9 protein-coding genes are annotated in these 13,336 nt (G+C 72.9%); all 9 read left to right on the top strand.

Annotated elements, in window-relative coordinates; translation table 11 throughout:
- Nucleotides 1-1,857 (top strand): ADP-ribosyltransferase (locus ABZ948_RS36465; protein WP_359767027.1); only part of this gene is annotated, 1,857 nt, incomplete at its 5' end.
- An 18-nt stretch (nt 1,858-1,875) separates the two neighbouring features.
- A complete protein-coding gene (locus ABZ948_RS36460) occupies nt 1,876-2,274 on the top strand; it encodes a hypothetical protein (protein WP_359767025.1) in 399 nt (132 codons plus the stop codon).
- Nucleotides 2,275-2,525: 251 nt separating this feature from the next.
- Nucleotides 2,526-3,857: a DUF6508 domain-containing protein gene (locus ABZ948_RS36455; RefSeq protein WP_359767023.1), complete on the top strand. Its 1,332-nt coding sequence runs from the start codon at nt 2,526-2,528 to the stop codon at nt 3,855-3,857.
- Nucleotides 3,858-3,943: 86 nt separating this feature from the next.
- Entirely contained in the window at nt 3,944-4,399 is a 456-nt protein-coding gene (locus ABZ948_RS36450) for an HD domain-containing protein (RefSeq protein ID WP_359767021.1), read from the top strand.
- A gap of 30 nt (nt 4,400-4,429) precedes the next feature.
- The gene (locus ABZ948_RS36445) at nt 4,430-4,741 is read left to right on the top strand and encodes a hypothetical protein (protein WP_359767020.1); all 312 of its coding nucleotides are present in this window, start codon (nt 4,430-4,432) and stop codon (nt 4,739-4,741) included.
- Nucleotides 4,742-4,835: 94 nt separating this feature from the next.
- Entirely contained in the window at nt 4,836-6,173 is a 1,338-nt protein-coding gene (gene eccD, locus ABZ948_RS36440; protein ID WP_359767018.1) for a type VII secretion integral membrane protein EccD, read from the top strand.
- Nucleotides 6,174-6,226: 53 nt separating this feature from the next.
- Nucleotides 6,227-7,870 carry a MinD/ParA family protein gene (locus tag ABZ948_RS36435; RefSeq protein WP_359767016.1) on the top strand — a complete coding sequence of 548 codons (1,644 nt, stop codon included), beginning with the start codon at nt 6,227-6,229 and terminating at the stop codon, nt 7,868-7,870.
- A gap of 51 nt (nt 7,871-7,921) precedes the next feature.
- Nucleotides 7,922-11,896: a type VII secretion protein EccCa gene (eccCa, locus tag ABZ948_RS36430; protein ID WP_359767014.1), complete on the top strand. Its 3,975-nt coding sequence runs from the start codon at nt 7,922-7,924 to the stop codon at nt 11,894-11,896.
- A 4-nt stretch (nt 11,897-11,900) separates the two neighbouring features.
- Nucleotides 11,901-13,322, top strand: coding sequence for a DUF6177 family protein (locus tag ABZ948_RS36425; RefSeq protein ID WP_359767013.1), 1,422 nt, complete (start codon nt 11,901-11,903; stop codon nt 13,320-13,322).
- Nucleotides 13,323-13,336 lie beyond the last annotated feature (14 nt).

Genomic DNA, 13,336 nt, shown 5'->3' with positions numbered 1-13,336 from the left:
AAGGCCGGCCGGGTCATCGACCCGATGACCTACATCGCCAAGGGCGCGGGCGCGGGCCTGTCGAAGATCGGCGACATCACCAAGGGCCTGAAGGGTGTCGGCAACATCGACATCCCCACGCTCCCCGACGGCTCGGTCCACCTCCCCGACGGCCACCAGCTGGCCCCGAACGGCAACCTCGTCGGGCCCAACGGCACGATCGACACGACACCGGTTCCCCACGACGTCGGCCCGACGACCCCGACGGTCCCGCACGGCACCACTCCGACACTTCCGGCCCACTGGACGACGCAGGGCGCCCAGACACCGTCGTACGCAGGGATGGCCCAGAGCGTCGACGGAACCGCGCACACGGTGGACAACGCGGCCCCGGGCGGCCACTACAACCCGCCCCCCACGGCCCCGATCCACACCCCGGGCGGAGCCTTCGACCCGACACCGGCACCCTCCACGTACGACCACACCCCGACCGGCACGCAGCACGGCCAGACCCCGTCGGCGTCCCCGTACGGCCAGACCCCGTCCGGGTCGCCGTACGGCCAGACCCCGTCCGGGTCCCCGTACGGCCAGGCTCCGTCCGGCTCGCCGTACGGTCACGCGCCGTCGCCGGGCACGTACGATCACGCACCGGCCCCGTCCGCGTACGACCAGGCGCCACCGCCGTCGTCGTACGACACGACCCCGACGACCGCGCCGCACCCGGGCGGTCACCCCGGGGCGGGGACTCCCTGGTACAGCCAGACGACGGGCGCCAACCCGGTGCACGACGTCCCGCCGGCGCCGCACCCGGGCGGCCCCGACGTCCCCGGCAGCGGTGCTCACCCCGGCGCCTCGACGCCGTGGTACCACCAGACCACCGGCCCGGCGAACCACGCCCCGACCGCGCCGCACCCGGGCGGCCCCGACGTCCCCGGCACCGGCGGCCACGGCCCGGGCCACGACGCTCCCGGCACCGGTCACGCCGACGACGCCGCGCACGGCGCCAACCACGCGAATGACGCCGCGCACGGCGCCAACCACGCGGACGACGCGGCCCACGCAGGCGACCACGGAGACATCGCCCACGATGCGGCGGACGCCGCCGTACACCACGGCACCGATGCCCCAGCCGCTCCGGGCCACCAGGGCGCGGACACTCCTGGGCACGGCGGCGCGGGCGAGCCGTTCGAGTACAAGCCGCATGTGTCGAACAAGGAGTGGGCTCAGCTCTCGACTGCCGAGAAGCACCGGGTCGCCTACGCCGAGGTCTCCGAGGGCACGGTTCCCTTCGCACGGGACACCGACGCCATCAAGTATGGCCAGGACACCTGGAACCACTACGCGGAGAACATGCCGCCGGAGCGGAAGCAGGCGGTCTGGGACTACACCGACGAGCCCGATTACACGCAGCCGGCCCCGCATCCCACCGACGGCTGGGCGACCTACAAGGAAATGAACGGGTACCTGCGGAGCGGCGACCCTTCGAAGCTGACCCCGTATGTCCAGCACAACATCGACGAGGTCGACAAGGCGCTCGCAGGCCGTGCGGTACCGGAGGACGTCATGGTGGTCCGTGGTACCGGGCTCGGGCACATCGAGATGGACAGCCCATTCGACATGCTGGGCAAGACCTACGATGACAAGGGTTACATGTCGACCTCGCTCGGCAACCACCCAGTCGGCGCCTTCGCGGACGAAGAGGCCATTCTGCACCTCAGGGTCCCCAAGGGCACCCCGGCTCTCTGGGTCGAGAAGGTCGGTAAGTTCGGCCAGGGTGAAAGGGAGATCCTGCTGGGCCGCGGGACGGAATACCGGGTGACCCGTGTGTTCATGGAGAATGGTCAAGTGCAGGTCTACGGCGAGGTCCTGCCGAGGTAGCAGAGGAAAGGCGCAATCATGAGCCGGGAGCCGCAGGTGCCTCCGCGGGTAACCGAACCATTGCAGTGGGAGGAAGTCGACAGCCCACCACGCTATGCCAGGACCACCGACAAGCCGGTGCAGTATGCAGCTGTCGTGGACCGAAACGGAACGGTCCTCGGATACGTGTGGGTGAATGACGAGGACGATGCGGCCGGATGGCAGTATCGCAGGGCGGGTGGCGACGACGCGTTCAATATGGGCGCTTTGTGGGCCGCCGAGCTCCACGAGGCGAAGCAACAGGACCTCGCTCCTTCAGCCGCGCTCGCGAAGATGACCCGCGAGTACGGCCCGGAGGACCCCAGCCATATTGCCCCCGGCTCCCTCACGGAGGCGCCGAGCCTGCAGACTGTCAAAGACCTGGCCGCGAAGAGCTGAGTCATCCCACCTCGGTTGATCGGCGCGGGCCCGGCGACGTACAGCATCCACACCGCTGGGCCCGTCGCGTACCGACGCGGCCGGCTCGGTCGCGCCGCCAGGGCTGTCGGCCAACGCCGTCAACGCCAGCGGCAGGTGGGTGCGGGCCCTGCGCGCCGGCGAGGCCGACAGCCCACCCCCACCGCCCTCCTCGCCGCGCTGAAGCAGCAACCCCCGGTGGCTGAGCCCCGGCCGACCCACGAGACGACAGCATGACCAACCCCGTCCACTACGTCACCGTCACCGCCCCCGACGGTGAGGTGATCGGATACGCCTGGGCCGGCCCCGGCCCAGGCGACGACGACGTCGAGTGGATCACCCGGCGGGCGAGCAGCCGCCGTGCCTACGACGCGGGGATGGAGTGGTACGGCCGTGTCCGGGAGGCCCGGGAGCGGGGGCTCACGCCGCTCGGCGTGCTCAACCTGCTCAGTCACGAACCCGGGGTCGGCCCCGTCACCGAGGCCGCCGACGCCGATGCCGTCGAGGAACTCGCCCGCATCGTCACCCCGGCCGACGACCAGCGCCTCCTCGCCCAGCTCGACCGTGCCGACGCCGAGGCGTGGCGGGAACTCGCCGAGGCCTTCGACGCGCTCACGGACGAGGACCGGGACGTGGAGTGGGGCGGTGGGCAGAAGTCGCCGAGCGGCGCCATCCACGTGCCGTTCCCCAAATACAGCAAGGGGGTGTTCCGGGCCGTCGACGCCCTCCGCGGCGTCGGTGCCGTCACGCCCGAGCACCGCTGGATGGACAACCCCGTGCCCACGCTCCCCCCGGAGGGCGGGCTGCGGCCCGCCGACGCCGTACGCGCCGCCACCGCCGTGGTGCGCGGGGAGAAGTTCTGCGACGGGACCATCGACAACGCGCTGAAGAGCGGCCTCCTGGACGCCGTCGCCGACTCCCTCCGCGCCTGGTACACCGACCCTCGCGCCGCGGAGCCCGCGCAGTTCGTGGTCCCCGCGCGACCAGCGGAGCCCGCGCGACCCGCTGACTCCGCGCGACCCGCGGAGTCCGTGCAGCCCACGCGACCCGCGGAGTCCGTGCAGCCCACGCGACCCGCTGAGCCCGCCCAGCCCCCGTCCGACGCCCCCCACGACAGCGCCCGGAACCGCCGGCTCCCGCATCCGGACCTCCCGGAACCCCCGGATCCGTCCCTCCCCATGTGCAGGTTCTGCGGAGGTTCTCCCGCCGTGGACGTCGCGTTCCGCGCGCACCGCGGCCTCGTCGTCCTCATGGGATTCCGGCGGACGGACGGTCCGATGTGCCTGACCTGCGGGCTGGCCGTGTACCGCGCGCTGACCACCCACACGCTCGCCTGGGGCTGGTGGAGCCCGCTGTCCCTCTTCGTCTTCGCGCCGTTGACCCTGGTCCGCAACGTCCTGGCCGTGCGCAAGGTGAAGAAACTCCCCGCGCCGGGACCGGGCACGCTCGGCCCGCGCTACGACCCGGGCGTGCCCGTGCGGCGTCGGCCCCGGGCGTACATCGCGCTCATCCCCGTCCTGTGGGTGCTCTTCATGATCGTGACAGGGCTGTCGGGCGGTGTGTGAAGACGTGTGGGGGCAGCCCCACACCCCGGTTGTACGCGTGGCGCGTTCGTGTCTTATGTTGCGGGAGCGAAGCTAGGGGGGATCGCATGCCGCAGGAGATGAGTCTCGCCGAGGTCGAGGCCGTCGCTCGCACCGCGCACGCCGGTCAGACGGACAAGGCCGGGCGGCCGTACGCCGAGCATCTGTCGGCCGTCGCCGACGGCGTGCGCGCCCGGGGCGGCAGCGACGAACTGGTGGCCGCCGCCTGGCTGCACGACGCGCTGGAGGACGGCGTCCTCAGCGAGGAGTGGCTCGACACGGCCGCCCTCACCCAGCACACCAAGGACGTCGTACGGGCCATGACCAAGCGGCCGGACGAGGAGCCGGAGGCGTACGCCCGCCGGATCCTGGACACCCCGGGCGCCCGGCTGGTCAAGGCGGCCGACCTCGCGCACAACGCCGACCCCCACCGCCTCGCCGTACTCGACGAGCACACCGCCCGGCGGCTCACCCGGAAGTACGCCGTCATGCGGAAGCGCCTGGGCCTGGCCCCGGACGACTGACCACGCATCAACAAGGCACAGGACGACTGAATGGCACGGGACTACGACAGCCAGCTGCTGGAGTCGGTGGCGGTGCGCCGGCGCCGGATGCGCGACGCGCTGCTGTTCGGCACGCAGCGCGCGCGACGGACGGCGGACGAACGGTTCGGCAAGGTCTTCGCGGGCATCGCGATCGCCGCCGTGCTGTGCGCGGGCTGCATCGGCTGGTCCTTCCTCCAGGCCACGCTGGCCAAGCAGAAGGCCGAGGAGAAGCAGCAGCGGCAGCAGCAGGAGCAGCAGTACGACCCGACGCCCGGCGCCTCCGCGAGCGGTGCGGGCGGCAAGGGTGCGGAGAAACAGTGAACGGGGTGTGCGCGGCCGACGCGAGCGGATCGGAGCGCGGCCGTGGCTCAAAAAACGCGATGATAGGTTCCGGTGAGTGGTGAGCGCAGCAACGATGTCTCGGACCCAGCTGAGCCGGGTCACCCTGATCGGCGAGCGACGACGAGCCGACCTGGTCCTGCCGTCGGACACGCCGATCGGCCAATTGCTTCCGGACATACTCCAGTTGCTGGACGACCGGGCCGCGACCCGGCCGACCACACGACAGCTGATCACCTCCGACGGATCGGCACTGCCCCATGACGCGACGCTGGCGTCGGCCGAGGTGCCCGACGGCGCCGTGCTCCGGCTGGTCCGGGCGCACGCCGCACCGCCCGCGCCGGTCGTGCACGACGTCACCGACCAGGTCGCGGACGACCTCGACCTGAGGACCTGGCGCTGGCGCCCGGCCGCCCGCCGCATCAGCGCCGGCGTGGCCACCGTGGTGTTCGCCGTGGCCGCGGCCGTCCTGGCCCGGCAGGAGTTCTCCCTGGAGGCCGTCACCACGGGGCTCGCCATCGTCACCGCCCTGTGCCTGATCGCCGGCGCGGCCATCGCCCGGATCGGCCAGGGCAACCAGGGCCTGGCCACCGCGCTGCTGCTCGCCGCCGGCGGGCTCGGCCTGCTGACCGCCTGGACCGCCGCCGACGCCTACGACTGGGGCGGGACGGCACGGCTGGCCGGTATCGCCGTCGCCCTGGTGGTCACCCTCGTGCTCCTGGCCTACTGCTCGCCGCTCGGCAAGGGCGGCCTGATCGGGGCCGGGGCGATCGTCGTGATCGCCCTGGTGTGGGAGACCGTCGCCCTCCTCCAGGACCGGGCGGACCGGATCGGTGCCGTGATGGCCGTGTTCTCCATCGTCCTGCTCGGGCTGCTGCCCCGGTTCGCGCTGATGGCCTCGGGACTCACCGCCCTGGACGACAAGCGCTCCACGGGGACGTCCGTGAGCCGCCACCAGGTCGCCAACGCCCTCGCCGCCACCCACCGCGGGCTCGCCCTCGCCACCATCGTCACCGCGGCGTCCGCCGCCCTCGGTGGCTGGATGCTGACCACCGCGGAGGAGCCGACCGTCTGGACGGTGGGCCTCGCCTCGCTCGTGGCCGTCGTCCTGCTGTCCCGGGCACGGGCCTTCCCGCTGGTCGCCGAGGTCGTGGCGCTGTTCGCGGCGGCCGCGCTGCTCGTCGTACGGCTCGCGGTGCTGTGGCTGGACCACGCCGGGGGAGCCGGCGCGCTGGTACTGCTGGGGGCCGCGGCACTGCTGCCGCTGCTGGTCCTGGGCATCGAGCCGCCCGACCACGTCCGGGTGCGGCTGCGCAGGTTCGCCGACCTGATCGAGTCCCTCGGCGTGATCGGGCTCTTCCCGCTCGCCATCGGGGCGTTCGGCATCTATGGGCAGCTGCTCAACAAGTTCTGAGGCTTCGAAGACCAGACGCCCACCTGTCGCTCCGCGGAACGACACGGAGGGACGTGGCAGGAGAGAAGGGCGACATGCCGAGCGGGGACAACTGGCAGAACGACGTGCTGCGGGATCTGAGGGGCGGCACGCCCCAGCAGCCGCAGCAGACGTCCCAGCAGCGGGACCGGCAGCAGGCGGCGGAGCAGGCGACCCCGCAGCAGGAGGCGGAGGCGCGGCAGGCGCACGCCGCCCAGCAGGGCACGGCCGGTCAGTACGCCCAGGGCCAGGGCCAGGGACAAGGGCAGGCGCAAGGGCCGGCACCGGCCTACGGTTACCCGCAGCAGTACCAGCAGCCCGCGTCCGCCGAGCAGCAGCACGCGCAACAGCAGGCCTACGCCGAGCAGTACGCCGCCGCGCAACGGCAGGCCTACGCCGCGCAGGGACAGCAGCAGTACGCCGACCCGGCCTACGCCCAGCAGGCCTACGCCGAACAGCAGGCCTACGCCCGGCAGCAGGCCTACGCCGAGCAGCAGCAGCACGCGCAGCAGCAGGCGTACACCGAGCAGCAGCAGGCGTACACCGAACAGCAGCAGCACCAGCACGCCCAGCAGGCCTACGCCGAACAGCAGGCATACGCGCGGCAGCAGGCGTACGCCGAGCAGCAGGCCTACGCCGAGCAGCAGGCCGCCCAGCAGCAGGCCGCCCCGCAGGAGGAGCAGCGGCCCACCCCGCAGGAACAGCCGCAGCAGTACGCGCAGCCGGCCCCCGCGCCCCGCGCCCGCGCCTCCCGCGCCACCCCCGACAGCCGCCCGGTCGTCGACCAGAAGCTCGTCGGCGCGGGCAAGGGGCCCCGGCGGGGGGAGCCGTTCGCCGCGCGTGCCCTGCGGGCCGTACGCCGTACCGTCTCCTCCTCGGCGGCCCGTGAGGTCGCCGAGACCACCGCGACCGCCGAGATCCTCCAGCAGCCGGTCACCACCGGCCGCCAGATAGCGGTGACCTCGATCCGCGGCGGCTCCGGCAAGACGACGGTCGCCGCGCTGCTGACCGCCACCTACGCCCACTACCGCCAGGATCCCGTCCTGGCCGTCGAGGCCGACCCGGCGCTCGGCTCGCTGCCGCTGCGGCTCGGCGCGGAGAGCCTGCGCTGGACCACCGGCGATCTCGCCGACGTCGTCGAACCGCAGATGACGCTCCTCGACATCACCGGCTACCTCGTGCAACTGCCCGAGAACGCCTGGCTGCTGCCCGGCAGCCAGGGGCAGGTCGGGGCCATGCTCGACACCAAGGGCTACGAGCGGATCATGGTGGCGATGCGCCGCTACTTCGGCGTGACCGTCGCCGACTGCGAGACGCTGCCCGCCGAGGTCGCCCGCACCGCCCTGTCCGCCGCCCAGGCCCGGATCCTCACGGTCCCCGCGACGCTGGAGGGCATCGCCAGCACGCACGCGGTCCTGGAGTGGATGCGCGGGCTGCCCCGGGACATCACCACCTCCACCGTGGTCGTGCTCACCGAGACCGTGCCGCACCTCGGCATCGACCTGGAGAAGGCGGCCGAGCAGCTGAAGGCGACGGGGGCGAGCGTGCGGGTCCTGCCCTACGACCGGCATCTGGCGGCCGGCGGCACCATCCGCACCGAGCTGCTCGCGCGGGACACCAGGGAGGCCGCCACCCGCCTGGCGGCGGAGGCCTTCCAGCTCTCCCACAAGCGCCGCTGAACCCTCCCGCACACGAAGGGAACCCAGGACCGACAGGACAGGTCAACCACGATGAGCACCCGACTGATCCACCGGCCGGCCCGGACCACCAGGCCCCCGGCCGCCCCCGAACCGCGCACCATCGAGGCGCCGCCCAACCTGCCCGACGGCAAGGCGGGCTCGATCGCGACCTCGCTGCTGCCGGTCGCGGGCGTGATGTCCTCCGTCGTGATGATGACGGTCGTGCGCAACAGCCAGTTCGCGGGGCTGGGCGCGATCATCCTCCTCGTCACCGTCATCGGCTCGCTCGTCATGCTCTTCTCCCAGCGCGGGAAGGCCCAGCGCACGCGCCGCACCCAGCGCGAGGCCTACCTCACCTACCTGGAGGACCTGCGGGAGGAGCTGTCGAAGGAAGAGCGGGAGCGGCGCGAGAGCACCCAGGTGCTCAACCCGCCGCCGGACGCGCTGTACGACGTCGTGCGCGACCCCGCCCGGCTGTGGGAGCGGCGCCGGCTCGACGCCGACTTCCTGCGGGTCCGCGTCGGCACCGGTGAGATGCCGGTGCGTGACCTGAAGGTGGCCCCGCCGGCCTCCTCCGTGCTCACCCCGCCCGACGAGTTCATGCTGAACGAGGCCTCCGCCCTGGTCGCGCGCTTCGCCAACGGCACCGAACTGCCGCTCACCGTCCCGCTCGACCGGGTCGGCAACATCACCGTCATCGGCCGGCGCGAGGACACCCTCCGCGTCGCCCGCGCGCTGATCGCGCAGGCCGCCGCCACCCACGCCCCCGACGACGTGGCCATGGCCCTGGCCGTGCCCGGCGACCGGATCGCCGACTGGGAGTGGGCCAAGTGGCTGCCGCACCTGCTCGACACCGAGCAGTTCGACGGCCCCGTCGCCGCCCGCCGCATCGCGCCCTCCCTGCCCCAGCTGGCCCGGCAGATCGGCGGCGAACTGCGCCGCCGCGCCTCCTACGCGGCCGAGGTCCGCCGCGGCCTGTCCGGCAAGGACGCCCTCGCCATGACCTCCCGGCTGCTCGTCCTCGCCGACGCGCACGGCGCCGACGCGGTGGACCTGCCGCGCCCCGACGACGCCGTGGGCCTGCGGGACATGAGCATCACCGTGCTGCACCTGCTCGACCAGCGCGTGCAGGAGCCCGGCAGCGTGGGCGTGCGCATCACCGTCGAGGGCGAACGCGTCGTCATCGAGGACCTGCGCGAGAAGGAGCCGATCAGCGCGCACGGCACCGTCGACGAGATCGGCGTCCCCTTCGCCGAGGGCCTCGCCCGGATGCTCGCCCCGCTGCGGCTGTCCGCGGAGTCGATGGTCGACGCCCCGCTCACCGGCCCGGTCGACTTCGCCCAGCTGCTCGGCATCGACGACGTGGCCGAACTCGACCTCCACCGGCTGTGGGCGCCGCGCGGCGAGCGCGCCTTCCTGCGTGTGCCGATCGGCGTCAGCGACGCCAAGGAGCCCGTCCTCCTCGACCTGAAGGAGTCCTCCGAACTGGGCATGGGCCCGCACGGCCTGTGCGTCGGCGCCACCGGCTCCGGCAAGTCGGAGCTGCTGCGCACCCTCGTCCTCGCCCTGGTCGCCACGCATCCGCCGGAGGACCTGGCCATGGTCCTCGTCGACTACAAGGGCGGCGCCACCTTCGCCCCGTTCGCGCACCTGCCGCACGTCGCCGGTGTCATCACCAACCTGGAGAACCAGGCCGGCCTGGTCGAGCGCGTCCACGCCTCGCTCGCCGGCGAGGTCAAGCGCCGCCAGCAGGTGCTGAAGGACGCGGGCAACGTCGCCGACATCGGCCACTACGCCGCGCTGCGCGCCGAGAAGCGCCCCGACCTGGAGCCGCTGCCGCACCTGTTCGTCGTGATCGACGAGTTCGGTGAACTCCTCACCGCCAAGCCGGACTTCATCGACCTGTTCCTGTCCATCGGCCGGATCGGCCGGTCCATCGGCGTGCACCTGCTGCTGTCCAGCCAGCGCATCGAGGCCGGCAAGCTCAAGGGCCTGGAGACCTACCTGTCGTACCGGCTCGGGCTGCGCACCTTCTCCCCGGACGAGTCCCGCACGGTCCTGGACACCACGGACGCCTTCCACCTGCCGCCGCTGCCCGGCTTCGGCTACCTCAAGGTCGACACCAGCCACTACGAGCGGTTCAAGGCCAGTTACGTCTCCGGCGCCTACCGCGGCCCCGTCCAGCACGAGGAGGAGGACACCGGGCCGCTCGCCCTGGAGTACCAGGCCTACAACACCCTCGGCCAGGGCGAGTCCGAGGGGCCCGAGGAGCCGCAGATGCGGCGACGGGAGACCGGCCCCACCGAGATGGGCGTGATGATCGACCAGCTGGAGCGGTCCGGTGCCCGCGCGGTGCGCCAGATCTGGCTGCCCCCGCTGCCCGCAGCGGTCCCGCTGGACAAGGTCGCCGGACCGGTGCAGGTGGGTCCGCGCGGCATGCAGCTCGCGGCGCGCCGCGGCCCGCTCCAGGTGCCGCTCGGCACGATCGACGACCCGACCAAGCAGTGGCAGGGCCAGTGGTACCTGGACCTGACGCTCGCCGGCGGCCACGCCGCGATCATCGGCGGCCCCCAGTCCGGCAAGACCACCCTGCTGCGCACCCTCGCCCTGTCGCTGGCGCTGACCCACACCCCGCAGGAAGTGGGCATCTACGGCCTCGACCTGGTCGGCGGCGGCCTGCAGGCCCTGTCGGGGCTGCCGCACGTCGGCGGCATCGCCGGCCGGGCCGACCGGGAGCGCGCGGCCCGCACCATCGACTCGGTGCGCGCCATGCTCGACCAGCGCGAGGAACTGTTCCGGGTGCACGGCATCGACTCGCTGGAGCAACTGCGCACCCTGCGTGCCGCGGGCCGGGTGCCCGAGCTGGCCAGCACCGAGATCGTGCTGCTCATCGACGGCTTCGGCGCGCTGCGCGACGACTTCGAGGACCTCGACGAACCGGTCGTCGACATCCTCAAGCGGGGCAGCGGCTACGGCATCCACGTCGTCGCCGGCATGCTGCGCTGGAACGACGTGCGCATCGCCACCCAGTCCCAGTTCGGCACCCGCGTCGAACTGCGGCTGAACGACCCGAGCGAGTCCAGCATCGACCGCAAGCTCGGCGAGACCCTCTCGCCCGAGGAGAAGGGCCGCGTCCTCACCGACCGCAAGCTCTTCGCCCAGGTCGCCCTGCCCCGCACCGACGGCCTCGCCGACACCGCCGACCTCGGCTCGGTCCTGGAGACCACCGCCCGGCAGATCCGCGCCACCTGGACCGGCGAGGTCGCCCAGCCGGTGCGCGTGCTGCCGCACGTGCTGGAGGCGCACCAGCTGCCCGGCCCGGCGACCGAACCGCGCCGCGTCCCGGTCGGCCTGGACCAGACACAGCTGGCGCCCGTCCCGCTCGACCTGTTCCACCACGACCAGCACCTGCTGATCATGGGTGACAGCGAGTGCGGCAAGACCAACCTGCTCAAGGTGATCGCCCGCGGCCTGATCGAGCGCTACGGCGACAAGGACCTCGTCTTCGGCGTCTTCGACCCGCGCCGGGGCCTGCGCGGCGTGATCCCGGAGGAGTACCGGGGCGGCTACGCCTACAACACCAAGCTGTGCGCCGGCCTCGCCGCCGGCATCGCCTCCGAGCTGGAGAAGCGGCTGCCCGACGAGACCGCCGACGGCGCCGACCTGGAGCCGGGCAGCTTCTCCGGCCCGCGGATCGTGATCCTGGTCGACGACTACGACGTCCTCACCACGGCGGGGCAGCAGCCGCTCGCGCCCTTCGTGCCGTACATCCCCTCGGCCGTCGACATCGGACTGCACTTCGTCCTCACCCGCCGCGTCTCGGGCGCCTCCCGGGGCCTGTACGAGCCGCTGATGCAGAGCCTGCGCGAGTCCGGGGCGTCGGCGCTGGTGATGTCGGGCGACCGCAGCGAAGGGCAGCTCTTCCCCGGCGTGTACGCCGGCCCGCAGCCGCCCGGCCGGGGCGTGCTGGTCCGCAGGGGCGAACCGAGCCGGCTCATCCAGACCGTCTACGAGGGGACGAGGTAAACGCGTGACGAAGGATGTCATCGCCCTCACGAAGAAGATGCCCGATCCGCTGAGCGTGCTCGCCGGCCTGCTCTCCGGCGGGCCGGACCTGCTGGCGGGCACCGAGGGCGAGGGGGCCGTGGTGCAGCTCTGCGACCAGCAGGGCCGCCCGCTCGTCTCCGTGGAAGCGCCGCTGCTCGTGCAGGTCAGGGGAGAGGCCGAGCGGCTGCTGGGAGCGCAGGAGCCGGAGGTGCCGTACTGGTGGACCGAGGCCCGGGCCACCACCGGTGTCCAGGAGGCCGAGGAACTCGCCGGGACGTTCGCGGCCCGTATCGCCACGCTGGTCGGCGGGACGGCCTGGCCGCCGCAGGCCGCGTGGTCGTTGGCCGTGGTCAAGACGGACGGGATGACGGTGGCGCCGGCGCCGGCCGCCGCCCAGCCGGCCGTGGACGTGCTCACCGACAAGGTCGCCGTCGTCATCCAGGACCGTCCCGTGGTCGCGATGACGGCCTGGCTGTCGGACGCGTTGCGTGCCGCCGGGAACGCCGGCCTGGGGCTCCAGATCGTCACCCCCGCGGGGACCCGTCTCTCCCCGGCGGTGCGCAACAGCCTGCCGGGCTGGCCCTGCCGCTGGGTGGTGCAGGACGAGCGGGACGGCTACTACGACGGTCTGACCGGCGCGGTCCTCCAGTGGAGCAACGGCCTGTTCGCGACGGTCGAGTCACCGGAGGCGACCCCGGAGGACCCGCGCACACCCGTCGCCGCCTCCTTCCAGGAGGGCATCCAGGACACGGGCGAACGCCAGCTGGCGATCTCCTTCCGCACCGTGCACCCGGCCGACGACCGGCTCGTGCTCGGCGGTGCCGTGGAAGCCGTCTGGCGGGACGTCACCGGTGAGCCACCGGCCGGCTGGGGCACCGAGGAGCCGGCCAACCTGCCCTGGTCGCTGCGGCAGTTGACCGACGTGGCCCACGAGCGGGCACCCGAGCCGACCTGGCTGGTGGTCGTCGGCACGCCGGAGCGGCCGGGCCTCGCGACGGTGCGCATCACGCGGACGAAGGCCGGCGTGGAGGAGGACGTGACGCTGGTCTTCGGCTACGGACCGGGGGAGCACATCCCGACGGACGCCGTGGTCACCGCGGCGGAGAGTCTCGCCACCCGGCACGACCTGCAGTCGATGCTGGTCCAGATCCGCCGGGCCCGCCGTGACCTGTCCGTCCCGGCCCGCTTCGAAGGCCCCGGCGTGCCCTTCGCGTTCGTGCTGGGCGCCGAGGAGGTCCGCACGATGCCGGGCGACCGGGCCCGCCGCACCCCGCTGCCCGAGGCGCCGCGGGAACTGGGCCCGAAGACCCGTCCGGCGCTGTACTACGCCTTCCGGGGCGACCCGTCGGACCTGTCGGGCTGGCAGGACTTCGAGCGCCTGATGAGGCACCTGAAGGGCAGCTAGAACCGAAGCCGACG

Origin of the sequence: Streptomyces olindensis (assembly GCF_040645895.1) — a bacterium.
GTDB lineage: Bacteria > Actinomycetota > Actinomycetes > Streptomycetales > Streptomycetaceae > Streptomyces > Streptomyces olindensis.
This window is presented reverse-complemented; position numbering and strand designations above follow the sequence as displayed.